Source organism: Pseudomonas rossensis, from assembly GCF_039888995.1.
Classification (GTDB): Bacteria; Pseudomonadota; Gammaproteobacteria; order Pseudomonadales; family Pseudomonadaceae; genus Aquipseudomonas; species Aquipseudomonas rossensis.
Map to the genome: position 1 here is coordinate 1 of NZ_JBBWCB010000064.1, position 23384 is coordinate 23384.

Consider the following 23384-nt stretch of genomic DNA (forward strand, 5'->3'; position numbering starts at 1 on the left):
GAGCAGATCACCGGCGTCAGCCGCGAGAAAGCGATCCAGATTGCCCGTGAGTTCGCCGACAACGCCGACAAGACCAAGGGCCGCTCGATGATCATCGTCGGCGCGGCGATGAACCACTGGTACCACATGGACATGAACTACCGCGGGCTGATCAACATGCTCATGCTCTGCGGGTGTGTCGGTCAGACCGGTGGCGGTTGGGCGCACTACGTTGGCCAGGAAAAACTCCGTCCGCAATGCGGCTGGCTGCCCCTGGCGTTCGGCCTGGACTGGAACCGTCCGCCTCGCCAAATGAACGGCACCAGCTTCTTCTACGCCCACAGTTCGCAGTGGCGTCACGAGAAAATGAGCATGCACGACGTGCTCTCGCCATTGGCCGATAAATCACAATTCCCTGAGCATGCGCTGGACTACAACATCCGCGCCGAACGCGCCGGCTGGTTGCCCAGCGCACCGCAACTCAACACTAACCCTTTGCACATTTGCCGCGACGCGGCTGCGGCCGGCATGGACCCGAAAGACTACGTGGTCAAGTCGCTGCAGGACGGTTCGCTGCGCTTCTCCTGCGAACAGCCGGACAGCCCGGTCAACTTCCCGCGCAACATGTTTATCTGGCGTTCCAACCTGCTGGGCTCCTCGGGCAAAGGCCACGAGTACATGCTCAAGTACCTGCTGGGCACCAAAAACGGGGTGATGAACGAAGACATCGGACAGGTCGGCGATTGCAAACCCGAAGAAGCCGAATGGGTGGACGAGGGCGCTATCGGCAAACTCGATCTGGTCACCACGCTGGACTTCCGCATGTCTTCGACCTGCGTCTATTCCGACATCGTGTTGCCGACCGCAACCTGGTACGAAAAAGACGACATGAACACCTCGGACATGCACCCGTTCATTCACCCGTTGTCGGCCGCCATCGATCCGGCGTGGGAATCGCGTTCCGACTGGGAAATCTACAAAGGTATCGCCAAGGCGTTTTCCAGCATGTCCGAAGGGCATCTGGGTGTTGAAAAGGATCTGGTGACCATCCCGCTGATGCACGACAGCGTCGGCGAACTGGCCCAACCGTTTGGCGGCACCGACTGGAAAAGCGACGGCGTGGCACCGGTGCCGGGCAAGAACGCACCGAACCTGCATGTGGTGGAGCGTGACTACCCGAACATCTACAAACAGTTCTCGTCCCTCGGGCCATTGCTGGAGAAACACGGCAACGGCGGCAAAGGCATCAACTGGAACACCGAAGCCGAAGTGAAGTTCCTCGGAGAACTCAATCACAAAGAAGGCGATGCCGGTATCAGCCAGGGTCGGCCGAAAATCGACACCGCGATTGATGCCGCTGAAGTGATTCTGTCGCTGGCACCGGAAACCAACGGCCAGGTTGCCGTGAAGGCCTGGGCCGCGCTGTCGGAATTCACCGGCATCGACCACAGCCACCTGGCGCTGTCCAAGGCCCATGAGGCGATTCGTTTCCGCGACATTCAGGCACAGCCGCGCAAGATCATTTCCAGCCCGACCTGGTCGGGGCTCGAAGACGATCACGTCAGCTACAACGCCGGCTACACCAACGTTCACGAAGGGATCCCATGGCGCACCATCACCGGTCGCCAGCAGTTCTATCAGGATCACCCGTGGATGCAGGCGTTCGGCGAGCAACTGATGAGTTATCGCCCGCCCGTCAACACCCGCACCATCGAAGGGGTGAAAGGCAAGCGCAGCAACGGCCACAAGGAAATCGTCCTGAACTGGATCACCCCGCACCAGAAATGGGGCATCCACAGCACCTACAGCGACAACCTGCTGATGCTCACCCTCAGCCGTGGCGGGCCGATTGTCTGGCTCTCGGAGAACGACGCGAAAAGCGCCGGTATCGAGGACAACGACTGGATCGAGTGCTTCAACATCAACGGTGCACTGACTGCCCGGGCGGTGGTCAGCCAACGGGTCAAGGACGGCATGGTGATGATGTACCACGCCCAGGAACGGATCGTGAACGTGCCAGGTTCGGAAACCACCAAGACCCGTGGCGGCCACCACAACTCGGTCACCCGGGTAGTGCTCAAGCCGACCCACATGATTGGCGGCTACGCCCAGCAAGCCTACGGTTTCAACTATTACGGCACGGTCGGTTGCAACCGCGACGAATTCGTCGTGGTGCGCAAAATGTCCAAAGTCGACTGGCTCGATGGTTCAAGTGGCGATGACCTGCCGCGTCCACTGCCGACCGATATTGAGGAGAACTGAGATGAAGATTCGCTCACAAATCGGCATGGTTCTTAACCTGGACAAATGCATCGGTTGCCACACCTGTTCGATCACCTGCAAAAACGTCTGGACCAGCCGCGAAGGCATGGAATACGCATGGTTCAACAACGTCGAATCGAAACCCGGGATCGGCTACCCGAAAGAATGGGAAAACCAGGACAAGTGGAAGGGCGGCTGGATCCGCAATGCCAACGGCACGATCAACCCGCGCATCGGCGGTAAATTCCGCGTGTTGGCGAACATTTTCGCCAACCCGGACCTGCCGAGCCTCGACGACTATTACGAACCCTTCGACTTCGACTACCAGCACCTGCATACCGCGCCGTTGGGCGAGCATCAACCCACCGCGCGTCCGCGTTCGCTGATCTCCGGCAAGCGCATGGAGAAAATCGAGTGGGGCCCGAACTGGGAGGAAATCCTCGGCACCGAATTCGCCAAGCGCCGCAAGGACAAGAACTTCGACAAGATCCAGGCGGACATTTACGGCGAGTACGAAAACACCTTCATGATGTATTTGCCGCGCCTCTGCGAGCACTGCCTCAACCCGACGTGCGCCGCGGCTTGCCCGAGCGGGGCGATCTACAAGCGTGAAGAAGACGGCATCGTCCTGATCGACCAGGAGAAATGCCGTGGCTGGCGGATGTGCATCAGCGGCTGCCCGTACAAGAAGATCTATTTCAACTGGAAAAGCGGCAAGTCCGAGAAATGCATCTTCTGCTACCCGCGTATCGAAGCCGGGATGCCGACCGTTTGCGCGGAAACCTGCGTCGGGCGCATCCGCTACCTCGGTGTGCTGCTGTATGACGCCGACCGCATCAGCGAAGTGGCCAGCACCGCCAATGAGCAGGATCTGTACGAGAAGCAGCTGGAAATCTTCCTCGATCCAAATGACCCGGCCGTGATCCGTCAGGCCCTGGAAGACGGTGTACCGCAGTCGGTGATCGATTCAGCCCAACGTTCCCCGGTCTACAAAATGGCCGTGGACTGGAAACTCGCACTGCCGCTGCACCCGGAATACCGCACCTTGCCGATGGTTTGGTACGTACCGCCGCTGTCGCCGATCCAGAACGCTGCCACTGCCGGCACTGTCGGTATGAACGGGGTCATCCCGGATGTCGACAGCCTGCGTATTCCACTGAAGTACCTGGCGAACCTGCTGACCGCGGGCGATGAAAAACCGGTCAAGCGTGCGCTTAAACGCTTGCTGGCGATGCGCGCCTACAAACGTTCCGAGCAAGTCGACGGCGTTCAGGACCTGCAAGTGCTGGCGGATGTCGGCTTGAGCGTGGCCCAGGTCGAGGAGATGTATCGCTACCTGGCGATTGCCAACTATGAAGACCGTTTTGTCGTACCTAGCGCCCATCGTGAAGACGCCATGAGCGACGCCTTCGCCGAGCGTTCCGGCTGCGGCTTCAGTTTCGGCAGTGGCTGCAGCGGCAGTTCCGACACCAACATGTTCGGCGCCAAGAAAGCCAACCGTCGCGACATCCTGAAAACCGTCCAGTTGTGGGAGGAATGAGCATGCAAATTCTCAAAGTGATTTCGCTGCTGCTCGATTATCCGACCGAGACACTGATTGGCGGTCGCGACGAACTGGAGCAAGCGATCATCCAGTCACGGGAAATCAGCCCGACGCAGCGCGGTGCGTTGTTCGAATTGCTCGAGCTGATCTGCGCCAATGACCTGATGGACGGGCAGGAGCACTACGGTGCGCTGTTCGGTCGGGGGCGCTCGCTGTCGCTGCTGTTGTTCGAGCATGTGCACGGTGAATCCCGCGACCGTGGCCAGGCCATGGTCGACATGATGGCGCAATACGAAGAAGCCGGTTTTGCCATCGGCGTCAAAGAGCTGCCCGATTACATCCCGCTGTACCTGGAGTTCCTGTCCACCCGCGAAGACATCGAGGCCCGCGAGGGCCTGGCGGATGTTTCGCACTTGCTGGCCTTGCTCGCCGCACGTCTGGAAGAGCGCGAAAGCGCCTATGCCAGTTGCTTCCGGGCGCTGCTGCAAATTGCCGGGGCCGAGCCCCATCAGGCGGTTGCCGACCTGCGGGCGCAAGTCGCGGCGGAACCTCGTGACGATTCCCTCGAAGCCCTCGACAAGATTTGGGAAGAGGAGGCCGTGGACTTTCTCCAGGCCGAACAGCAGGACCGTTGCAGTGGACTGCCAAGCGCACCGGGCAAGGCCCGTGAGGAAAGCGCAGTGCCATTGCACTGGGTGGATTTTCAGCATGAAGGGTTGGCCGCCGTGCCAGCCAAGGAGGTAGGCAATGTCTAAATGGAACCTGTTGTTGTTCGGGGTCTATCCCTACGTCGCCCTGGCGATTTGCCTGATCGGAAGTTGGGCCCGCTTCGACCTGTCGCAATACAGCTGGAAAGCAGGTTCGAGCCAGATGCTCAACCAACGCGGCATGCGCGTGGCGAGCAACTTCTTCCACATCGGTGTGTTGTTCGTGCTGGCCGGACACTTTGTCGGCCTGCTGACCCCGGCGTCGATTTATCACCACGTGATCAGCACTGAGAACAAGCAGTTGCTGGCAATGGTCTCGGGCGGGTTCTTCGGCCTGTTGTGCCTGATCGGCCTGCTGATGCTGGTTAACCGGCGGCTCAGCGATCCTCGGGTACGTGCCACCTCCAGTCCTTCGGACATCCTGATACTGCTGGTGCTGCTGGCGCAATTGCTGCTCGGTCTGCTGACCATCGTCGCGTCCACCGGGCATATGGACGGCTCGGTGATGGTGATGCTTGCCGATTGGGCGCAGAACACCGTGCTGTTGCGTCCGGTGGAAGCGGCGGCGGCCATCGCGCCGGTCGGGCTGATCTACAAGTTGCATGTGTTTCTCGGTTTGACCCTGTTTGTGCTGTTCCCCTTCACTCGTCTCGTACACATGATCAGCGCACCGATCTGGTACCTGGGGCGTCGTTATCAAATCGTTCGTCAGAAGTACTGAGGAGACAATCATGTCAGGTGGATGTGGATGTGGTGGCGGTAACGGGGGCAGCGGTGGCTGCGGTTCTTCAAAAAAAGCCGAGGTCGTTCTCGACATCGCACCGGTCGCACAGGCGCAGTTTGAAGCACTGCCGGTTGAGCCCGCAGGGGCCGATGACGCCCCGGCGCAGTTGATCGCCAGCAGTGAACAGGAGTGGCCGATCATCAGCGTCAACGAGGTGTCGATCACCCCGGAGGCGATGGCCCAGGAGCTGCAATATCACCCGGCCGAAAGCCGCGAGGAGGCGGTCTACCTGGCTGCCCGGGCGCTGGTGATCCGCGAGTTGTTGCAGCAGCGCATCACCGAACTCGGGGTGTCGCTGGAAGTTGGCGCCGGTGAGAACGAAGAAGAAGCGGCCACGCGCTTGCTGCTCGAACGTGAGGTGAAGGTACCGCAGTGCGACGAGGAAACCAGTCTGCGTTACTACGAAAACAATCGCGGACGCTTCCACAGCGCGCCGTTGCTGGCGGTTCGGCACATCCTGCTCGAGTGTGCGCCGGACGATGTCGAGGCCCGGGAGCTTGCGCATGTGCAGGCGGAAATCCTGTTGCAGCGCCTGGAAGAATTCCCCGGTAGTTTCGCCGAGCTGGCCGTGAAATATTCGGCCTGCCCGTCGAAGGCTCAGGGTGGTTCTTTGGGGCAGATCAGCAAGGGCCAGACCGTGCCCGAGCTGGAACGTCAGCTGTTCACTCTGGCACCGGGCCTGGCCAGCAAACCGCTGGAAAGTCGCTACGGCTGGCATGTGGTCAGTGTCGATCAGCGAATCGAAGGCATGCCGTTGCCCTATGAAGTGGTGTCGACGGCGATCCGCACGCAGTTGCAGCAAGGCGTCTGGCAGAAAGCGCTGGTGCAATACCTGCAAACGCTGATCGGTGCAGCCGATATTCGTGGCATCCACTTGCAGTGCGCCGACTCACCGCTGGTGCAGTGAGCATTGGGCTAACCGGGAGAAGTGATGAACGCTGTGATGCAGGATGGTTTTGGGCGGCAGATCGATTATCTGCGGATGTCGGTGACGGACCGCTGTGATTTTCGCTGTGTGTATTGCATGGCGAAAAACATGACGTTCCTGCCGCGGCAACAGGTGCTCACGCTGGAGGAATTGCAGCGTTTGGCGACGCTGTTCGTTGGCCTGGGCGTACGCAAAATCCGACTGACCGGCGGCGAGCCGCTGATCCGTCCCGGCATTGTCGGACTGTGCCGCAACATCGCCGCTTTGCCCGGTTTGCGTGAACTGGTGATGACCAGCAACGGCTCGCAACTGGGCCGTCTGGCCCGGCCGTTGGTCGACGCCGGGGTCAAGCGGATGAACATCAGCCTCGATAGCCTGGACGGGCAGAAGTTTCGGGCGATCACCCGTAACGGCGATCTCGACCAGGTGCTCAACGGCATTGAAGCGGCGCGGGACGCAGGGTTCGAGCGGATCAAGCTCAACTGCGTGGTGATGAAAGGACGCAACTTCGATGAAGTCCCGGCGTTGGTGCAGTACGCCATCGACCAACGCATCGACATCAGTTTCATCGAAGAAATGCCCTTGGGCGACGTCGGTCGTTCCCGGGGCGAATCGTTCTGTTCCAGCGACGAAGTGCGCACGTTGATCGCCAGCCAGCATCGGTTGCTCGACAGCACCGAAAACAGCGGCGGACCGGCGCGCTATGTGCGTCTGGAACGCCATCCAGAGACCCGGATCGGCTTCATTTCACCCAACAGCCACAATTTTTGCGGCAGCTGCAACCGGGTGCGGATGACCGTTGAAGGGAAGCTGTTGCTGTGCCTGGGACAGGACGATGCCCTGGATTTGCGCGGATTGTTGCGACGTTATCCGCTGGATGACCAACCGGTGATCAACGCGGTGCAGCGGGCGCTGCGCGGCAAGCCATTGCGCCATGATTTCAGCCCTGACGGGGAGGTGCAGATTGTGCGGTTCATGAACATGAGTGGTGGTTGAGGTGACCCGCTCGGTTTATAAAACACAGCAAATCAAATGTGGGAGCGAGCTTGCTCGCGATAGCGGTAGCCCAGTAGACATCACTGTTGAATGTGCTGCAGTCATCGCGAGCAAGCTCGCTCCCACATTGGATCTTCGCTGACCAAAATATTTTCTATCCGTCCTGCATCTGGGCGGTTTTTTTTCGCCGACAAATCTTGATGTCGATCAATTGTAGATCAGCACTTTGTCCGTAGTCTTCACCGCATGTTGTGTTTGTTTTTAATCAAACATCTATATGTAGTGTCTGGAGGCCAAATGCAGAGCACGCTGATCGCAGTAGGATGTAACCGCTTGCACAAACGCGATGGCAGTCAGGTCGCCTTCGATGCCGACAAAATCCGTCAGGCATTGATCGCCGCCGGAAAGGCGACGGGGGAGTACGGCGAGGTTGAGGTTGAAGGCTTGCTTCAGGCGGTATTGGCCAGGCTGGAAGGGTTGCCGAGGCTGCATGTCGAGCAAATCCAGGACCGTGTTGAACGGGTGTTAATGGACGCCGGTTTTTTCCTCGCCATGCGGGCCTACATCGTCTACCGCGAACAGCACGGGCGCTTGCGCCGCGACCGGCGGACCATGGTTGAAGTGGCGACCTCGATGAACGAATACCTGGACCGTGAAGACTGGCGGGTCCAGGCCAACGCCAATCAGGGTTACTCCCTGGGCGGTCTGGTGCTGAACGTGTCGGGCAAGGTCACCGCCAACTACTGGCTGGACGAGGTGTACAGCGAGGCCATCGGCCAGGCTCACCGCGAGGCGGACTTGCATGTGCACGACCTCGACATGCTCGCCGGTTACTGCGCGGGCTGGTCGCTGCGCACCCTGTTGCACGAAGGGCTCAACGGTGTGCCCGGGCGAGTCGAAGCCGGTCCGCCAAAGCACTTGAGCAGTGCCCTGGGGCAGATGGTGAATTTCCTCGGCACCCTGCAAAACGAATGGGCCGGCGCCCAGGCGTTCAGCTCGTTCGACACCTACCTGGCGCCCTATGTGCGCAAGGATCAGCTGAGTTTTCAGGAGGTGCGCCAGGCGATCCAGGAGTTCATCTACAACCTCAACGTTCCTTCGCGCTGGGGCACCCAGACGCCGTTCACCAACCTGACCTTCGACTGGGTTTGCCCGCAGGATTTGCGGGAGCAGATACCCGTCATCGGCGGTGAGGAAATGCCATTTGCCTATGGCGACCTGCAAGTCGAAATGGAGCTGCTCAACCGTGCCTACATCGAGGTGATGCAGGCTGGCGATGCGAAAGGGCGGGTGTTCACCTTTCCGATCCCGACCTACAACATTACCCACGACTTTCCATGGGACAGTGAAAACGCCGACCGTCTGTTCGAGATGACCGCGCGTTACGGCCTGCCGTATTTCCAGAACTTCCTCAATTCGGACCTGCAACCCAATCAGGTGCGCTCGATGTGCTGCCGTTTGCAGCTGGATGTCCGCGAGTTGCTCAAGCGTGGCGGAGGCTTGTTCGGCTCGGCGGAGCAGACTGGCTCACTCGGAGTCGTCACCATCAACTGCGCGCGGCTGGGCTATGTGTTCAAGGGTGATACCAGCGGTTTGTTGCAGCGTCTGGACACGCTGATGGAACTGGCGATGGAGAGCCTGGAGGTCAAGCGCAAGGTGATTCAGCACCACATGGATGCCGGTTTGTACCCGTACACCAAGCGCTACCTCGGAACCCTGCGTAACCATTTTTCCACCATCGGCCTCAACGGCATGCATGAAATGCTGCGCAACTTCACCGGCGACGAGGAGGGCATGCACACCGAGTACGGCCGGCAGTTTGCCCTGAAGATGCTCGATCATGTGCGTGCCACGTTGCTTCGTTTCCAGGAAGAAACCGGCCACATGTACAACCTCGAAGCGACGCCGGCCGAGGGCACGACCTACCGCTTCGCCAAGGAAGACCTCAAGCGCTACCCCGACATTCTCCAGGCTGGCAGCGTGCAAGCGCCGTATTACACCAACTCCTCGCAACTGCCCGTGGGCTACACCGAAGACCCCTTCGAGGCCCTGGAACTTCAAGACGAGCTGCAATGCAAGTACACCGGCGGCACGGTCTTGCACCTGTACATGGCCGAGCGGATTTCTTCGACCGAGGCCTGCAAGCAACTGGTGCGCAAAGCCCTTGGCCGCTTCCGCCTGCCATACCTGACCGTGACCCCGACCTTCTCCATCTGCCCGGTGCACGGCTACCTCGATGGCGAGCATGAGTTCTGCCCCAAGTGCGACGTAGCATTGCTGCTGCAAGAACAGAAGCTCGGCACCGTTCATTGATTTCGATCCACTCAACTGCAAGGAGCTTCACCATGACTGCATCGCAAACATTGCCCCAGGCTCAACGTCAACGCTGCGAAGTCTGGACCCGGGTAATGGGCTATCACCGCCCTGTGTCGGCGTTCAATCCGGGTAAACAGTCGGAGCACCGCGAGCGGGTGCACTTCACTGAAGGCGCGGCATTGGCCGGGCGCCAATGAGTCGAACGCTTCGGGTCGGGGGCATGGTGCCCCTGACCACTATCGACTATCCGGGACAGCTCGCCTGCGTGCTGTTTTGCCAGGGTTGCGCCTGGCGTTGTCGTTACTGCCATAACCCGCAGTTGATCCCGCCTCGTGGCAGAGACGAAGTGGATTGGCGGCGGGTGTTGGCGTTTCTGCAACGGCGTCAGGACCTGCTCGATGCGGTGGTGTTCAGTGGCGGAGAGCCGACCTTGCAAGACGGTTTGCTTGGCGCCATGGACGAGGTGCGGGCGATGGGATTTCGCATTGGTTTGCACAGCGCCGGCATCAAACCCGCCGCGTTTGCCAAGGCACTGACCGGGGCCGATTGGGTCGGTTTCGATGTCAAGGCGTTGCCCGAGGATTGCCAGGCCATCACCCGCGTCGAGGGCAGCGGAACCGCTAACTGGCGCAGCCTTGAGCATCTGCTGGCCAGCGGTGTCGACTACGAATGTCGCACCACGGTGCATTGGCATCTGTTCGAGCCGGCGCGTCTGCTGATCCTCGCCAAGCGCTTGAGCGAACTCGGCGTCAAACGCTTCGCCGTGCAGATGGTCCGCACCGAGCGGATGTTCGATCCGCTGCTGCCGAGTGTTTCGGCACAAGCCTTGCTTCCTGAGCTATGGGAGGCCATGCGCGAGTTTTTTCCAGCCTTCGTGTTACGGGGGTAACCGAGGCTGAGGTTTTACGTTTAGCGGTGACATCCATCATTAGGTTTTCAAATGCGCTGCCAATCGGCAGGTATCAAACGGGGAGCATTTGATATGGCCAAATTAACGACTGCACAACGTATCGTCATCGGCTTTGCAATCGCGCCGCTGGCGTTGATGGGCATGGCGTTTTACGCGTTGCACGATCTGGCAACGCTCAAGGAACAGGCGGTGGTGATCGTCAAACAGGACTGGCCGAAGATCGATCCGATCATGGTGATTGCCACCGGCGTGCGCGATAACGCCAGGAACACCCGGGATTTGCTGATCGATAAAGACAATCAGCAAGTTCAGCAGTCGATCGACGCCACCAAGAAACGGATCACTCAGGCACTCGAAACGCTTGAGCCGTTGTTCTATTTGCCCGAGGGCAAAACCGCTTACGCCGCGCTGAAAAAGAATCGCGAAGCCTACGTTGCGGCGTTCACTCAAGTGCAGGTGTTGATCCGGCAAGGGGCCTTCGATGACGCCATGGCACAGCTGAAACAAAAGGTCGTGCCGGCCGAACACGAGGTTTATAGAAGCCTGGATGAGTTGATGGTGCTGCAAGGGAAAATATTCGCCGACCGTGAACAGTCGGCGCAGGAACTGTACAGCGATGCCCGGCGCAATATGCTCGGGTTGTTTGTGTTCTGTGTGGCGCTGGTCATCGCCGCGGCGGTGATCGTCACGCGCAGTGTGACCCGTCCATTGGGCGGCGAGCCGGATGATGCCGCACGGTTTTTGAGTCAGATCGCTCAAGGCGACCTGACGATTCAGGTGCCCGTGAACTCAAGTGTCGGCGGCAGCGTGATGATGAACATGCATCAGATGCAGCAAAGTCTGAATGCCATGGTCAAGCACATCGCGACTTCGGTGGGCCAGGTGGCCAGTTCCTCCGAAGAGCTGAGTGCGGTCAGCAGCCAGACCAGCAGCAACCTGCAATTGCAGGGGCTGGAGATCGAGCAGGCGGCCACCGCAGTGAACCAGATGACCGCGGCGGTCGATGAAGTGGCGCGCAATGCGGTGAGCACCTCCGAGGCTTCGCGGCAGTCCGAGCAAACCGCACAGCGCGGGCGTGAACAGGTTCAGGAAACCGTGGTTTCAATCGGCGCACTGGCCGATGGCGTCACCGACACCTCACAACGCATCGAGCAACTGGCGGGCCGGGTGCAGGACATCAGCAAGGTGCTGGACGTGATTCGCAGCATCGCCGAGCAGACCAATTTGCTGGCCCTCAACGCGGCCATTGAAGCGGCCCGTGCCGGTGATGCCGGACGCGGTTTTGCCGTGGTCGCCGATGAAGTGCGCGCCCTGGCGCATCGCACCCAAGAGTCCACCCAGGAAATCGAGCAGATGATTGGCAACATTCGTCTCGATACCGGCCATGCGGTGACCGCCATGCAAAGCAGCAGTAACCTGGTGCGGGCCACGCTTGAAGTGGCGCAACGCTCGGGCGATGCATTGGATGAAATCACGCGGTCGATCTCACAGATCAACGAGCGCAACATGATGATCGCCAGCGCCACGGAGGAGCAGGCGTTGGTGGCGCGGGAGGTGGATCGTAATCTGATGGGGATTCGCAACTTGTCGGAGCAGGTCTTGCTGGGGGCCCAACATACTCACACTGCGGGTCACGATTTGGCGCAGATGGCAGGGGCGCTGCACCAGACGGTAGCGCGTTTTAAAGTCTAGTTAATTCGAGGGGGGCTGTGGATCAGGGCGCTCAGGACCAGCCCCAGAATTGCAACCACCAGCCGAACCCTACCGAGCCGATGGCGAGTAACAGGCAAGTGCTGCCAGCGTAGCGACGAACCTGGGAAATGCCTTCGCGATCCAGCCGTTTCCATCCCAGCAGCAGGCTCCAGCCCATCGCGGCCAATAATAGACAGGCCCTGGCCGGTTGTACCCATTCCAGCAACAGACCGTCATAACGCAGCAATTTCACCGTTGTGGCCGACAGCCCGAGAAATAATCCCGCACCACCCAAGGGCGTGAGTGTCAGCGCCAGGGGCCAATACAGTGCAGGATCTTGCGCCAGTCGAGCCGTCAGGCGCAGCAGGATCATCAGCGCGGTGCCCAACACCATTGAACTCAAACCCAGATAAACGACGATGCTGAAACCGTCGAGCCAACTGAAGCTGTCGTTGAGCAGCGGGTAATGGGTGAGCAGCCACCAGGGCGCGTTGTCCTGCAATGCCCAGAGTTGGTCGTGCTCGACCAGCCATTGGGCGAGGGTTTGTTTGAGGGCGACGAACCATGGGCTGACCGTCCACTGAAACGCGCCCATGGCCAGGCCGATCACACCGAACAGCAATAAGCGCGCGTCCCACGGCGAAAGCGTCTGCGCCGTTGCGTGAAGAATCTCCTGATTGCCGGAGCGGGCGATCAGCTGAACGGCGCCGCGTTGTCCGCTGCAGCGTCCGCAGGCGTGGCAGTCACTGGCGCCTTGCATGCGACGGATATCGAGCAAGGGCGCGCAGTTGGGCGGCGGCAGGCGTGGTGCGGAGTTTTCCATCCAGCGTTGTTCGTCGACCTGAAAATGCACGGGCGCCAGGCGGGCGAGCAGGGCGAAGACGCCGCTGACCGGGCACAGGTAACGGCACCAGACGCGCTTGCCCCGAGCGAACAGGAACCCGACGACGACCGCGGCGACGGTCGAGCCGCCCAGAATCAACAGCGCCGCCTGGGCGTAGTCATAGACGCTGATCAACTGGCCGTAGAGGGTCGTCAGGCAGAACGCCAGGGTTGGCCAGCCGCCCCAGCGCAACCAGCGCGGTACACCCAAACCTTTGCCGTAATGGCTGGCCCATTCGCTGAGTAAGCCTTCCGGGCATAAAACGCCACACCAGAGCCGGCCTAACAGCACGATCGACAAAAGCACGAATGGCCACCAAATGCCCCAGAACAAAAACTGCGAGAACAGGGTCAGGTTATCGAACATCCGTGTCTGGCTGTCCGGCAGCGGCAACACCGTCGGGATCACCAACAGCAACGCGTAGAACAGTACGACGACCCACTGCACGGCACGAATCACGGGCGCGTGACGACGCATGCCGTCGCCCAGGCGCTGCAGCCATCGATTGTGGCGACTCAGCTCAGGCATGGGACTTTTTCCGCCGCACGTTGACGCAGCCAACCGCCGACGGCCAGCCAATAACCTGCCAGCACCAGTAACGTCATGCCGCTGGGCGTCGCGCGATAACCGGCAAAACCCGCGAGAAAACCACCCAGTCCATGGCTGTCGCTGAGCAATGCGCTGCTGTCCCATAACGCTTCGCCGACGAGGCTGTACATCACCTCCGGCAAATCCAGGGCGAGCAATTGGCCGCCGATTCGTTCCGTGCCGCTGACCAGCAACGCCGCGCCGAGCATCAGCAAAACAGCTTCGCTGATGGCAAAGAATCGCTGCCACGAAATGAACCGGCGACTGCTGTGCAGCAGGGTAATAGTCAGCGCCGACAGCACCAGCCCCATTGCGCCGCCGATGGCAAACAACCCGAGTTGCGGACCTCGCAACTGAGCACCGGCGCCATAGAGAAAGACCACCGTTTCACTGCCTTCGCGGCTGACGGCGAGCATGGCCAGCAGTAACAGACCTGTGCCACCTTGTCGGGCCAGGTGGCTATCGGCGTGTCGTTGTAAATCGTGCTTGAGCGTGCGCCCGTGGCGGTGCATCCAGCCGACCATTTGCACGATCAGCAGGCTGGCCACTAGCGCGAGTGCAGCCTGGAACCACTCACTGGCGGAGCCGCTCATGGCCTCACCGGCAAACAGAATCAACACCGCCAGCAGGCCCGAGAGCATCAACCCAAGCACGACACCCGCCCACAAGTACTTCGCCAGTCGATCACCCTGATGCTGCTGGCTGACCCAGGCCTGGAGAATGCCGATCACCAGCAGCGCCTCGATGCTTTCGCGCCAGACAATGAACATTGATTGATTCATGGAAACTCCGTGTTTGAACGGGTTACTTCGCGAGGATGCCGCCCTCGGGCAGTTGTGGATTGAACTCGTCGAAGAAGGGGTAGTGACCGGGCCTGAGGGGATGAATCACTACGAAAGTCGTCACGCCCGGCGACAGTACTTTTTCAACCCGCAATGGTGTGCTCTCGAACTCGGCTGGCCCTTGACCTGTGTTTTTCAGGATGATTTTGAAGCGCTGTCCGGCCGGCACCTCCAGCAGGGCGGGAGTGAAGTGACCATCGCGCAGGTTGAGTTCATAGCTCGGTAATTCGGCATAGGCCGTGAACGGCGCAACTGCTCCAGCAAGCATCAGCCAGGCAATCTGCAGGCGCTTCATTCAATAGCCGCCTTTTTTACCAATGCCGGCGTAGATGAACTCGTAGTGCAATTCGCAGCGTTCAAACCAGGGGGCTACGCCGGTTTCCTTATCGGTGTGGCGGCCAAGTGACCCATGACCGCCGGGTGGCAGGACAGTGAAGGTCAGCTGATATTTGCCTGGGCCGAGCAGCTTTACATTGTCGCCATAGTGCGGGCCGTCATTGGCGACCATGGCGTGGAAATCGCCTTTGAGCTCGTTCTCGTTGCCCTGTTTTTTCAGGTTGAACGATACGTTGAGGTAAGGCACGAAACTGCCTTCCTGAAAGCCCTGTCGATTGTCGGCCGTGGCGCGAATGTCGGCTTCCAGATGCACATCGGAATCTGCAGTGGCCCGCATCATTCCGGCAGGCGCCATCTCGATCGGCTGCAAATACACCGCCCCGACTTCCAGCCCCGGACACAACTGGGGTTCCCCGATCGGGTATTCCTTGGCCTGAGCTAACGGTGTGAGCAAGAGCAGGGCGAGTGACAGCGAAAAGGTCGTACGCATGATGTTTTCCTGGGCACTAACAAGTAGGAGCCCGAGTGTAGGAAGCTTTCCTGCGAATAATAATGATTGTTATCAAGTTTTCAGCGATTAAGCCTATGACTGAGAGCGCTTTCGAAACCGCTCGGCGCGGTCGACGCTGTCGCTCATCTGCGCAGCCGCGTGAATCGTCAGAGGATGCTGGGTGAAGCCGGGCCGGGGTGAAATGTTGGCGGCCATTTCCCGGGCGACGGCTAACTGTTGATCCGAACCTTGTGTCAGTAACGCGATGACCAGGTTTTCCAGGGCAATCACCCGGACACGAAGGTGGATCAGTTCTGCGTTGGTCAATTCGGGGGGAGAGGAAAATGCTTATGCATCGAGTGAGTTTTCCGCGCCTTCATCATCCCAGGTCGGCAGGTGGACAGGTGGTTGTTCTCCGGCAGATGGTTTTTTACCAGGCATAAGAAGCTTCTCAAGTGTTTTTATGTGGCTGCCCAAGGACCGGAAAACGCTATGCCGTAGCCGAGTTCCCGACAGGACAAAGCTTAGCCGTACCTTGATCCGTATCAAGGTCACCTTTGCGCGAGCGATGTAGGTTGGAGGCACATCCTAGAGGCAAACCGGGGATCGACATGGCCAAGAATTTTCCCATCAGCCCCAAGCACCCCGAGCGCATTTGCTGGGGCTGCGACAGATACTGTCCAGCCAATTCCCTGGCGTGCGGCAATGGCTCCGACAGGACAATGCATCCAGCCGAAATGATCGGAGACGATTGGTATCTGCATGGCGACTGGGGCATCGAACCGTTGATCGCGGTAGAAGATGTGACGGACGATCCCGGCCGGTAGGGCTGAGCAACCCCTGAAAACATAGAAACCACCTGACGGAATTTTTTTTGAAATCAAGGGGTTGCCAGCCTCGGGAAATCAGTACATAATTCACGCCATCGAAAGCACTGACCGCTGAAAAAGCTCAATGTTTTCAAGGAGTTAGATCACGTATCTTAATCCAAGTTTGTACGCGTTTGATGTTGTGCTACATGACATCAGATGTTTGAGGCCGAGTAGCAAAATGGTTATGCAGTGGATTGCAAATCCACCTACGCCGGTTCGATTCCGACCTCGGCCTCCACTTTAAACGAGCTCCGTAGATCTATGATTTACGGAGCTTTTTTATTTGCACTGTCCTGCAAGATTTAGTCTTGAAAAGGCCAGTCGCAAACTTGCTTCACCGGAGCGGGATGTATATATTTCCCCCTCTGCTGCACAGGCGTCAGAACTGACAGATCGTTATTTGACAGTCTTCAGACTGCTTCACCGCGCTACCGCCCGAATGGCGAAACTGGTAGACGCATGGGACTTAAAATCCCCCGCTCGTAAGGGCGTGCCGGTTCGATTCCGGCTTCGGGCACCATTTAAAATCAAGGGTTTGCGGGCGAAAGCTGATGCAAACCCTTGTTTGTTTCTGGGTCGCAATAATGGATGTGGGTCGCAATTCACTTGGTTGGCGAGACTTTTTTGCCTTTGCGATTGCGGATGTATTGCTCTGTCATAACAACCGTCGTATGCCCAAGTTGATCTCTGGCTTGCATAATGTCGCCGCTCGATTCGGCCTTGTCCGTACCCGCTTTGACGCGCAAATCTCGCATTTGAAACTCGGACTTCGCACCACCTGCCGCCTCCCTGGCCAGGTCAAACCTTCCCCGCAACATTGACACCGTCATCGGTGTGCCATCCTCTGAAACGATCAACCGCGTCGAGCGGACCTTGTGTTCTTTTTTCCGGGACATGATTCGATCAATCAAAACTTTCAGCTCTCCAGTTATCTCGATCCGTCGCTTTGCATTTGTCTTGCCTTGCAGAACCCAAATCTGGCCGTCACGAATATCCCGCTCGTCTAGTAAGCGTGTGTCGGTCACGCGCTGACCCGTTAGATAGGCAAGGTCCATGGCATCTTTTAACCCAACATCTGCTTTCTCATCCACGCGCTTGAACAGTGCGTCCTCGATGTAGATATCACGCCCGGTCTCCTTGTTGCCCTTGATGCCAGCGCATGGGTTGGCCAAGGCCGTGTAGCCGACATCCCTGGCATAGTTCCAGATAGCGCTGAGCAAAGCCTTTTCACGGTTTGCTCGAACTGGTGCTGCCTTGCGCCAGGTCAGATACTGCCGGACGTGCAACGGCTGGATTGTCTCCAACGGCGCAGGCGGGTCATCGAAAAATGACATTAGGTTTTTCAACTCCCTGACATTGTCCTTCTGCGTGGCGGGCTTCTTCGCGGGAACAACGTCGATCATGTATTTCTCGGCGACGTACCGGAACGTGATCACTTTGGCGACCAATTCTGTAGCTGTGCGATCGCGCTCCAGCTTGGCGTACTCCATGATTGCCAGGCCGTAGTCGCTGCCCAGGGCGATTTCTTTGCGGGCTTTGCCACCTACTTCGTAGTAGTAGAAAATCCGGCCGCTGGCTTTCTTGCGCTCGCGCAGCCGGGCAATTGAGCCGGGTTTACTTGGTCGTCGTCCCATGTCAGCTAGCCTTGCGTGGTGTCCATACGGGTTTTTCAGCTTCAAACATACCGACTGCGGTCACGGCCATGGCGGTAACACTTGGCCAGCCGTTCACTTTGATGGTGTGCCTGACGCCGTTCTTCTTCAGGTTGAGGATTTGACCTGTCTTGGTCCGCGCGCCGGTCCGCTCGCAAACCTCCTCATGGGATAGAAACTGGATGCTCATGAGCTGCTCCATGCCGCGCGTGGCGGCAGAAGGTGGTTATCGGGTGGCTTTGGCGATTACCGCCTCGGCGTGAGCAAGGGCTGCGTGGTACTTGTCGAGCCGCGCTGCGCCGAGTTTTGCCAGGCCAACAAGATTGGTGAGGCTTTCGAGCAGATCTTCCTGCATTGCGCGCTCCTCCCGACCGATCTCCCAGAAGCGTTGACCCCAGTGCTCGGCTGGCGGAGGGTTTGTGTTCTGTGCTCCGAGGGTTAGGGCCCCCGACGATTGAGTCGCACAGGTCACGCTTGTAGGCGTTGTCGCCGTCGATGCTGAGGCCCTGGCGCCGCAGCGCGTCGAGAGCGTTGTTCAGGTTCGCCTTGGGCGACGGCAGAACTAGGTCAAAGTCGGCCTTGCCCGGCCGGCATGCGATGAGAAACATTTCGCAGTCGAGGGGCAGGTGCTGGGCAATATCGGAGATGGCGTCGATCGCCAATTCGCGAAGCGGATACTTTTGATCGGACATGAGAATTCCTCGCCCGCCGTTCACCGGCAGGCTGATAGTTTGTTGGAGGATGGCAGGCATGCAGCAAATAGGTATATGTGCTACAGCAAAAAGCATGAGTTGAGATCGTGTAGCGAACCTATACTCCATTGGCACTTTGAGGTGCACTCACTTACTTACAGAAAATGGTGAGCGTGATGTCCTATATTAGTTATATGTACGTCCTTCCCTTATCGCTCGTAGTATTAACGGCGTTGGCAGATGAGACTAAAACCTATACAGAAGATGAAATAAGAAGTTCGGTTAGTCAGCAGCCCAAAGGTCCTGATTTGAGAAAAGTTGTGCCAAACGAAAGTCCAGATCTAAGGCCGCCGGTACAACCAACAACAAGTCCAAGCACAACCCCTAGTCAGGATACAAAAAAACCATAATCACTTTTATTTACAACGTTAATGGTTGCTGGAGTAGCGATACTCTTCGTGAGTTTTGGAGGGATGCTGTAGTGAGGTTGTCGTTCCTCCTCAACTCAATAGAGTTAATTGAATACGTACTCTTAACATCGCAAAAAATGTTCATTCATCAACGCGGCCCCTTGTAGTAGTACACGTAGGCGAACCAGGCGAGGGCGATCATGACTGCACCTTCAGGCCGGCGGCTTCAACGGCTTGTGCGCAAGCTTCATTCATGTCGATCGCTGACTGGTCGTGACAGCACTCGCAGGCGCCGGGCAGCTCAATCACCAATGCCTCGCGGGAGGCCTGCCAACCCCACCAGGCGCCGGCAACTTCAGGCAGGACATAACTATCGTCAAACGCGCAGCGATCGAGGTTCGCTGGACGAAAGCCACCCGCTAGTTGGTTTTTTTTGATGGCCGCTTCGAACTCGGCTCGCAACTTGTCGCTCATGAGGTCACCCATAGGGTCAATGGAAGCCAGAAGAAGAGGGCGCAGCTGGCCATGCAGGTCAGGAACATGGCGTCACCTGCTCAGCGACGATCGAATCGATAAAAGCCTGAGGCAGCTTTGCAACAAACTTTCCCTCCGACCACGACAGCGGCTCAGAACTGCGGATCATCTCGTTCAGCAGGTCGAACGCCGCCACCAACTGCTCATCACGAATCTCACCGTCCTCCGGCAAGCCATCACAGAAGACGTCCGACGGATCGATCTCGTGGGGCATGTTCGGCTCGCAGATGCAAAGCTTCAGGCTGGCCAGGTCGATATCGCCATCGATGATGTAGTCGCGCAGGCTGTCTTCGTCGAAGAAATACTCATCGCCGTCGAAGATAACCAGCGGCTCGCCGGCCCATTCCTTGACCGGCATTGCTGCGAACTTCGCTTGGCGACTGTCCGCGTAGCACTGCTCGCACCAGCGGCGCACTTCGAAGATTGGGTGATCTGGATTCTTCTCGTAGCGGCGATGAGTGGAGCCGCAATATCGGGCCATGTGCTCATCATTTCCCCAAAAGCGACCGTCGGCGCCGACCCAGCCGGTGACGGTTTGAATGCTGGCTGCTTCCGGGGATTCGTACATCACAACCTTTTCTTCAGGCATGACTTCGTCCTTTGCCGCTATAACGGCTGACTTTGAAGGGGGAGGGAGTTACTGCTGGATTTTGCGAAGGGAGGCGTTATATTCGAGGGGATCGCCGTTCGGGTACCGCTCGACAATTTCCATCAGCCGCTGGCGCTCGACGTCGGATGGCCTGGTGGTCAGCTCATCAATCCGCTGATCCGCTGCGTTCAGGCGCAGCTGCAGGGCGTCACGCTCGGCCCGCAAACGCCGCACTGAATCGCGGAAAGCTGAGCGGCCCTTTACTGCGCCGCGGTACGCCTCTTTGTACCGACCCAGCTCTTTCAGTGCAGCAGCCTCTCGGCGTTCAGCGGCAACGCATCTTTCGGCAGCAGTAACAAAGCACTGCGCTGCATCGTCGAAGTCACCGGCATAAACGTACTCGCCGGCCGCCCCTTTGAATCGGTAACGCTTCACTTCGCTCATCCTGCGACCTCCAATCCACGTCGAGCCTCGACCCTTGCCTTGTCCTGCATGGCTGAATTACCGCCGTCTACCCAAGGCCTGAAACCGGGTTGAGCTGACCAGCTCTCATAGATGACGCGGGCCTCTGCTTCGATTGAGGGTTCTGTGGGTTCTTCTGGCGCGTCCTGAGTGGCTTTCATGGTCTTGAGCCGCAAGCCATCGAGAAATCCACACATTTGGAGCTGGGTGTGTTTGATCCGATGGTTTCCGTCTTCGCAGATGGCCTGTACTTCAGCTCGGAACTGTTCGAGTTGTTCGACTTTGCGCAGCAGTACTTCATGGGCGTTGTTCATACAGCCTCCTTGTTTTCGATAAGTTGATGGGCATTCACAACCGTCATGCCCGGTTTGTTTCCGTGATTACTGTGATAGCAATAACGGCGCTCGAAGGATTTACGGGCGGCCGCTGCATCGAGCAGGACATCGAAGCGGCCGATAAAGATGTATTTGGATTTCAATCCAGCGTACGCACGCCATTGCCCTCGCTTATCCCAGGTGACACCGGGAAGCCCGCTGGTATTTGTTGAGTGCAGCCGCTGGTTCCGGGCGTTCTCTATGACGGATGCTTCTCGAAGGTTGCGCCACCGGTTGTCCGCACGGACCCCATTTATGTGATCCACGAATACCGCGGGTTCCTGGCCGTCCATGTACAAAAAAGCCAGCCGAGCCAAGTAGTGGGTCTTCTTGTCGATCATCACCTTCAAGTATCCCTTCCGATCCTTGGTGGCCACGATTGATCCGGCTCTTGTTCTGCTGCGCCCCACTTTCCAGGTGAAGACGCCGCTTTCAGGGTCGTAGTGCAGTAGCTCTTTCAGGCGAGCCTGAGAAATGGACATGCAGGCGTCCTATGCCGGGTCATGCCCGGGCTGGCGTGATTTGAGTTTGTGGGCTATTGCTTGATGGCCCGGCATGGAGCCGGATCAAGGAGCGGATATGTCGAACAAATATTGGCAGTCGGAGCTTTGGGGCGAAGATCCTGCGGATGTATGCCAGAAGCACGATGCGGAGCGTGGCTTTGTCATCACGGTTAGGCTCAGACGTAAGAGCAGGCATGAAGGCATAATGTTGACCCAGTTGTTTCATCCCAGCGGATCGAAACACTCGGAGCATGTTTTCGATATCTCGGACGATTCTGACTATCAGGCGATCCAGCAAGGTATCGGTCATGGTGAATGGCTAGCTCGCGGAACCCAGCCGAAATAAGCATCAAGCTCAGCGCAATAGGTGAGAGTGGGCTATAGGTCAATCATGGTCATGAACACCGAACAAAAAAAAGCTACTGGAGAGCTGCTAGCCATCGTTGGGGCCGTGCTGCTTTTTCTGTGTGCAGTTCCTGTCACTTACATGCTTGTCGTGTCTCTCGTCTCACGTGCGTACTCGTTAGGTATGTTCTTTAGCGTTTTCCTTCAGATGCCACAAATGTTGCTCTGGTGGATTGGTCTGATCGCTGGCGTGATGTGCTTCCACGTCAGGAGGGTTGTACTGGGCAGCAGCAAGTCCTGACGTCTCCATTGCATGCGCCGCCCTCCGTTACCGGATGCGGTGGCGTGATTCGTTGAAGTGGGGTATTTGTGTTCGGCCCGGCATGGAGCCGGATCAAGGAGATCGAAATGGTGTTAGCGGATAGGTCGTATCCAGTTGTCTATGAGCATCGAGGCGTTAAAGCGAAGATTGATTTCGAATGGGAGAGCGACAGTGATTCTGTGCCAACAGGGCTTAGAATCGCTGTTGAGATCGAAGAAAGGCAGGTTGAAGCAATCCGTGAAAATGCCAAGTACAACAGCTTCAATGAAGCGTTAGCCCGCGGTAAAGCATTGGCGAGGCTAGACATCGATTTGACTCTTGGGCCCGATCTTTCGGCTTGAAAACAGTACTCAGCGCAATAGGTGAGGGTGGGTCAGTCGTGCAGGTGCTCACGCTTTCCGGTCTGCCGATAATGCAGGTCTTGAATCGCGAGCCGCTGGTCGATGGTGAACATCGGGTTGCAGGTGGTGCAGTGCCCAGCGATTCTGATGGCCTGGTACGAAAGTGAAACCGAGGCATAGTCTCGGTAGCACGAAGGACATTTGATTGCGTCCACACCGCAGCAGGTAAGCGCTTTGTCTTCGTCGTTGTGGTTCGCTTTACAGACCGGACATTCGTACAGCTCGATGATGTCCGGCCGGCAGCAATCCATGGCCTCGTCTTCATCGTCGTGAATTTCGCGGCACGCTCCACATTGGTAAAGCGTCCTGATTTTCAGATCCATGGTGTTCTCCAATGCAGGCGCCGCCCTCCGTGACCGGATGCGACAAAGTAAATTGATGTGATGGCTAAATGCGATTACGATGCCGACCCTTCACAAGGGAGTTACACGATGTTTCCAAGGTATTTCCGCTGGATCGCAGTATTGGGGGTTCTTGCCGCGGTAGTGGTGTTCGTAATATCTGGCCTGCAGGTATTCTCAGGACAAGCTCAAGCAACGGACCTAATCCGACCGATTATTGGCGTAGTCGCCTTTGGTTGGGCGTTTACTCAGTCGACCAAGGTCTGAGGTGGCTCGAAAATCTCGTCGCCCGGATCGCGCTTCAGCTCTGCCAAGCTCACATTCTGAAACATCCGCGCCACATTTTCGCTTATCTGCACTTTGTGGCGCGGACTTTCCATCGCTTGGAATGAGAGGGTCGGCCCGAGCGCGTGAGCGTTCAAAATCAGGTTCTGCACCGCCTCATTGATTTCCTCTATCCCGTTCCAGGCCATCAGTTAATCAAGCTTCTGCCGGGTACCGAGCCGGACCCGGTGGCGCAGTTCCTTTCCGTCGTACTGGATTCGCTTCTCGGCAGCCTTCGCCGATCGCTCTTGCCCACTCTTGGCCATGGCCAACCTCTTCTATACCGCTGGCCGGCAACGCCAGCCAG

25 protein-coding genes, 2 tRNA genes and 4 pseudogenes are annotated in these 23384 nt (G+C 58.1%); 16 read left to right on the forward strand and 15 right to left on the reverse strand.

The features are described 5' to 3' along the window. The 11 genes and pseudogenes from WLY71_RS17680 to WLY71_RS31385 form a co-directional block, all read left to right on the forward strand. On the forward strand, positions 1-2241 hold a 2241-nt coding region (locus tag WLY71_RS17680), incomplete at its 5' end, for a nitrate reductase subunit alpha (protein ID WP_347804565.1). A 1-nt stretch (position 2242) separates the two neighbouring features. Then, the gene (gene narH, locus WLY71_RS17685; RefSeq protein ID WP_123366640.1) at positions 2243-3781 is read left to right on the forward strand and encodes a nitrate reductase subunit beta; all 1539 of its coding nucleotides are present in this window, start codon (positions 2243-2245) and stop codon (positions 3779-3781) included. Between the two features lie 2 nt (positions 3782-3783). Then, complete coding sequence (gene narJ, locus WLY71_RS17690) at positions 3784-4539, forward strand: nitrate reductase molybdenum cofactor assembly chaperone (RefSeq protein WP_134420228.1); 756 nt, start codon at positions 3784-3786, stop codon at positions 4537-4539. Next, positions 4532-5212: a respiratory nitrate reductase subunit gamma gene (gene narI, locus WLY71_RS17695; RefSeq protein WP_150796591.1), complete on the forward strand. Its 681-nt coding sequence runs from the start codon at positions 4532-4534 to the stop codon at positions 5210-5212. The genes narJ and narI overlap by 8 nt, the downstream gene beginning before the upstream one ends. 10 nt (positions 5213-5222) lie before the next feature. Beyond that, positions 5223-6182, forward strand: a complete 960-nt coding sequence (locus tag WLY71_RS17700) for a peptidylprolyl isomerase (RefSeq protein ID WP_347804566.1) — start codon at positions 5223-5225, stop codon at positions 6180-6182. 24 nt (positions 6183-6206) lie between these two features. Then, positions 6207-7199, forward strand: coding sequence for a GTP 3',8-cyclase MoaA (moaA, locus tag WLY71_RS17705; RefSeq protein WP_347804567.1), 993 nt, complete (start codon positions 6207-6209; stop codon positions 7197-7199). Positions 7200-7496: 297 nt separating this feature from the next. Then, complete coding sequence (locus WLY71_RS17710; RefSeq protein WP_347804568.1) at positions 7497-9512, forward strand: ribonucleoside triphosphate reductase; 2016 nt, start codon at positions 7497-7499, stop codon at positions 9510-9512. Between the two features lie 32 nt (positions 9513-9544). Next, a complete protein-coding gene (gene nrdD / locus WLY71_RS17715; RefSeq protein ID WP_008153595.1) occupies positions 9545-9712 on the forward strand; it encodes an anaerobic ribonucleoside-triphosphate reductase in 168 nt (55 codons plus the stop codon). After that, positions 9709-10404, forward strand: a complete 696-nt coding sequence (locus WLY71_RS17720) for an anaerobic ribonucleoside-triphosphate reductase activating protein (RefSeq protein ID WP_347804569.1) — start codon at positions 9709-9711, stop codon at positions 10402-10404. The genes nrdD and WLY71_RS17720 overlap by 4 nt, the downstream gene beginning before the upstream one ends. A 93-nt stretch (positions 10405-10497) precedes the next feature. After that, positions 10498-11016 (forward strand): annotated as a pseudogene (locus tag WLY71_RS31380) (MCP four helix bundle domain-containing protein); the annotation flags it as partial. Between the two features lie 396 nt (positions 11017-11412). Further along, positions 11413-12117, forward strand: a complete 705-nt coding sequence (locus tag WLY71_RS31385) for a methyl-accepting chemotaxis protein (protein WP_370655155.1) — start codon at positions 11413-11415, stop codon at positions 12115-12117. Positions 12118-12148: 31 nt separating this feature from the next. Here the strand turns inward: WLY71_RS31385 and WLY71_RS17730 are convergent, their stop codons facing one another. The 5 genes and pseudogenes from WLY71_RS17730 to WLY71_RS17750 all read right to left on the reverse strand — a co-directional run bounded on the left by WLY71_RS17730 (position 12149) and on the right by WLY71_RS17750 (position 15697). Then, positions 12149-13528 carry a 4Fe-4S binding protein gene (locus WLY71_RS17730; RefSeq protein WP_347804571.1) on the reverse strand — a complete coding sequence of 460 codons (1380 nt, stop codon included), beginning with the start codon at positions 13526-13528 and terminating at the stop codon, positions 12149-12151. Continuing rightward, on the reverse strand, positions 13516-14370 hold the full coding sequence (locus tag WLY71_RS17735) for an FTR1 family iron permease (RefSeq protein WP_347804572.1): 855 nt from the start codon (positions 14368-14370) through the stop codon (positions 13516-13518). The genes WLY71_RS17730 and WLY71_RS17735 overlap by 13 nt, the downstream gene beginning before the upstream one ends. 22 nt (positions 14371-14392) lie before the next feature. Further along, the gene (locus tag WLY71_RS17740) at positions 14393-14725 is read right to left on the reverse strand and encodes a cupredoxin domain-containing protein (protein WP_347804573.1); all 333 of its coding nucleotides are present in this window, start codon (positions 14723-14725) and stop codon (positions 14393-14395) included. Next, positions 14726-15256 carry an iron transporter gene (locus WLY71_RS17745; RefSeq protein WP_008153602.1) on the reverse strand — a complete coding sequence of 177 codons (531 nt, stop codon included), beginning with the start codon at positions 15254-15256 and terminating at the stop codon, positions 14726-14728. A gap of 93 nt (positions 15257-15349) precedes the next feature. Next, positions 15350-15697: pseudogene (locus WLY71_RS17750) on the reverse strand (hypothetical protein). A 170-nt stretch (positions 15698-15867) separates the two neighbouring features. On the opposite strand from WLY71_RS17750, the gene WLY71_RS17755 reads away from it, so the two are divergent. From WLY71_RS17755 to WLY71_RS17765, 3 genes are all read left to right on the forward strand, one after another. After that, a complete protein-coding gene (locus tag WLY71_RS17755) occupies positions 15868-16083 on the forward strand; it encodes a DUF3079 domain-containing protein (RefSeq protein ID WP_347804574.1) in 216 nt (71 codons plus the stop codon). Positions 16084-16292: 209 nt separating this feature from the next. After that, a tRNA-Cys gene (locus WLY71_RS17760) sits at positions 16293-16366 on the forward strand. Between the two features lie 195 nt (positions 16367-16561). Then, a tRNA-Leu gene (locus tag WLY71_RS17765) sits at positions 16562-16648 on the forward strand. 82 nt (positions 16649-16730) lie between these two features. On the opposite strand, the gene WLY71_RS17770 is transcribed toward WLY71_RS17765, so the two are convergent. The 8 genes and pseudogenes from WLY71_RS17770 to WLY71_RS17805 all read right to left on the reverse strand — a co-directional run bounded on the left by WLY71_RS17770 (position 16731) and on the right by WLY71_RS17805 (position 21323). Beyond that, positions 16731-17762 (reverse strand): site-specific integrase, encoded by a 1032-nt coding sequence (locus tag WLY71_RS17770; RefSeq protein ID WP_347804575.1) that lies wholly within the window; start codon positions 17760-17762, stop codon positions 16731-16733. Position 17763: 1 nt separating this feature from the next. Beyond that, positions 17764-17970, reverse strand: coding sequence for a DUF4224 domain-containing protein (locus WLY71_RS17775; RefSeq protein ID WP_347804576.1), 207 nt, complete (start codon positions 17968-17970; stop codon positions 17764-17766). A 36-nt stretch (positions 17971-18006) separates the two neighbouring features. Continuing rightward, a pseudogene (locus WLY71_RS17780) lies at positions 18007-18472 on the reverse strand (hypothetical protein). 608 nt (positions 18473-19080) lie between these two features. Next, entirely contained in the window at positions 19081-19356 is a 276-nt protein-coding gene (locus WLY71_RS17785; protein WP_347804577.1) for a phiTE_015 family protein, read from the reverse strand. 58 nt (positions 19357-19414) lie between these two features. Further along, positions 19415-20005 (reverse strand): hypothetical protein, encoded by a 591-nt coding sequence (locus tag WLY71_RS17790; protein WP_347804578.1) that lies wholly within the window; start codon positions 20003-20005, stop codon positions 19415-19417. Between the two features lie 48 nt (positions 20006-20053). Continuing rightward, a complete protein-coding gene (locus WLY71_RS17795; RefSeq protein WP_347804579.1) occupies positions 20054-20449 on the reverse strand; it encodes a hypothetical protein in 396 nt (131 codons plus the stop codon). Further along, complete coding sequence (locus WLY71_RS17800) at positions 20446-20781, reverse strand: hypothetical protein (RefSeq protein ID WP_347804580.1); 336 nt, start codon at positions 20779-20781, stop codon at positions 20446-20448. Before WLY71_RS17800 ends, WLY71_RS17795 begins: the two co-directional genes overlap by 4 nt. Continuing rightward, a complete protein-coding gene (locus WLY71_RS17805) occupies positions 20778-21323 on the reverse strand; it encodes an HNH endonuclease (protein ID WP_347804581.1) in 546 nt (181 codons plus the stop codon). Before WLY71_RS17805 ends, WLY71_RS17800 begins: the two co-directional genes overlap by 4 nt. A gap of 97 nt (positions 21324-21420) precedes the next feature. Between WLY71_RS17805 and WLY71_RS17810 the strand changes: the two genes are divergently transcribed. Together WLY71_RS17810 and WLY71_RS17815 are read left to right on the forward strand one after the other, a co-directional pair. Continuing rightward, positions 21421-21690 (forward strand): hypothetical protein, encoded by a 270-nt coding sequence (locus tag WLY71_RS17810; RefSeq protein ID WP_347804582.1) that lies wholly within the window; start codon positions 21421-21423, stop codon positions 21688-21690. 407 nt (positions 21691-22097) lie between these two features. Further along, complete coding sequence (locus WLY71_RS17815; protein ID WP_134420194.1) at positions 22098-22352, forward strand: hypothetical protein; 255 nt, start codon at positions 22098-22100, stop codon at positions 22350-22352. A 32-nt stretch (positions 22353-22384) separates the two neighbouring features. On the opposite strand, the gene WLY71_RS17820 is transcribed toward WLY71_RS17815, so the two are convergent. Together WLY71_RS17820 and WLY71_RS17825 are read right to left on the reverse strand one after the other, a co-directional pair. Then, positions 22385-22735 carry a hypothetical protein gene (locus WLY71_RS17820; protein ID WP_347804583.1) on the reverse strand — a complete coding sequence of 117 codons (351 nt, stop codon included), beginning with the start codon at positions 22733-22735 and terminating at the stop codon, positions 22385-22387. Positions 22736-23001: 266 nt separating this feature from the next. Beyond that, positions 23002-23343 (reverse strand): annotated as a pseudogene (locus WLY71_RS17825) (hypothetical protein). Positions 23344-23384 lie beyond the last annotated feature (41 nt).

Bases quoted from the DNA above. Each gene is read 5' to 3' on its own strand.
- WLY71_RS17790 (WP_347804578.1), bottom strand. From the start codon at position 20,005: ATGCCTGAAGAAAAGGTTGTGATGTACGAATCCCCGGAAGCAGCCAGC.
- narJ (WP_134420228.1), top strand. From the start codon at position 3,784: ATGCAAATTCTCAAAGTGATTTCGCTGCTGCTCGATTATCCGACCGAG.
- WLY71_RS17710 (WP_347804568.1), top strand. From the start codon at position 7,497: ATGCAGAGCACGCTGATCGCAGTAGGATGTAACCGCTTGCACAAACGC.
- WLY71_RS17730 (WP_347804571.1), bottom strand. From the start codon at position 13,528: ATGCCTGAGCTGAGTCGCCACAATCGATGGCTGCAGCGCCTGGGCGAC.
- WLY71_RS31385 (WP_370655155.1), top strand. From the start codon at position 11,413: ATGACCGCGGCGGTCGATGAAGTGGCGCGCAATGCGGTGAGCACCTCC.
- WLY71_RS17820 (WP_347804583.1), bottom strand. From the start codon at position 22,735: ATGGATCTGAAAATCAGGACGCTTTACCAATGTGGAGCGTGCCGCGAA.
- narH (WP_123366640.1), top strand. From the start codon at position 2,243: ATGAAGATTCGCTCACAAATCGGCATGGTTCTTAACCTGGACAAATGC.
- WLY71_RS17720 (WP_347804569.1), top strand. From the start codon at position 9,709: ATGAGTCGAACGCTTCGGGTCGGGGGCATGGTGCCCCTGACCACTATC.
- WLY71_RS17800 (WP_347804580.1), bottom strand. From the start codon at position 20,781: ATGAACAACGCCCATGAAGTACTGCTGCGCAAAGTCGAACAACTCGAA.
- WLY71_RS17775 (WP_347804576.1), bottom strand. From the start codon at position 17,970: ATGAGCATCCAGTTTCTATCCCATGAGGAGGTTTGCGAGCGGACCGGC.
- WLY71_RS17735 (WP_347804572.1), bottom strand. From the start codon at position 14,370: ATGAATCAATCAATGTTCATTGTCTGGCGCGAAAGCATCGAGGCGCTG.
- moaA (WP_347804567.1), top strand. From the start codon at position 6,207: ATGAACGCTGTGATGCAGGATGGTTTTGGGCGGCAGATCGATTATCTG.
- WLY71_RS17700 (WP_347804566.1), top strand. From the start codon at position 5,223: ATGTCAGGTGGATGTGGATGTGGTGGCGGTAACGGGGGCAGCGGTGGC.
- WLY71_RS17785 (WP_347804577.1), bottom strand. From the start codon at position 19,356: ATGAGCGACAAGTTGCGAGCCGAGTTCGAAGCGGCCATCAAAAAAAAC.
- narI (WP_150796591.1), top strand. From the start codon at position 4,532: ATGTCTAAATGGAACCTGTTGTTGTTCGGGGTCTATCCCTACGTCGCC.
- WLY71_RS17740 (WP_347804573.1), bottom strand. From the start codon at position 14,725: ATGAAGCGCCTGCAGATTGCCTGGCTGATGCTTGCTGGAGCAGTTGCG.
- WLY71_RS17795 (WP_347804579.1), bottom strand. From the start codon at position 20,449: ATGAGCGAAGTGAAGCGTTACCGATTCAAAGGGGCGGCCGGCGAGTAC.
- WLY71_RS17815 (WP_134420194.1), top strand. From the start codon at position 22,098: ATGGTGTTAGCGGATAGGTCGTATCCAGTTGTCTATGAGCATCGAGGC.
- WLY71_RS17805 (WP_347804581.1), bottom strand. From the start codon at position 21,323: ATGTCCATTTCTCAGGCTCGCCTGAAAGAGCTACTGCACTACGACCCT.
- WLY71_RS17770 (WP_347804575.1), bottom strand. From the start codon at position 17,762: ATGGGACGACGACCAAGTAAACCCGGCTCAATTGCCCGGCTGCGCGAG.
- WLY71_RS17745 (WP_008153602.1), bottom strand. From the start codon at position 15,256: ATGCGTACGACCTTTTCGCTGTCACTCGCCCTGCTCTTGCTCACACCG.
- WLY71_RS17810 (WP_347804582.1), top strand. From the start codon at position 21,421: ATGTCGAACAAATATTGGCAGTCGGAGCTTTGGGGCGAAGATCCTGCG.
- WLY71_RS17755 (WP_347804574.1), top strand. From the start codon at position 15,868: ATGGCCAAGAATTTTCCCATCAGCCCCAAGCACCCCGAGCGCATTTGC.
- nrdD (WP_008153595.1), top strand. From the start codon at position 9,545: ATGACTGCATCGCAAACATTGCCCCAGGCTCAACGTCAACGCTGCGAA.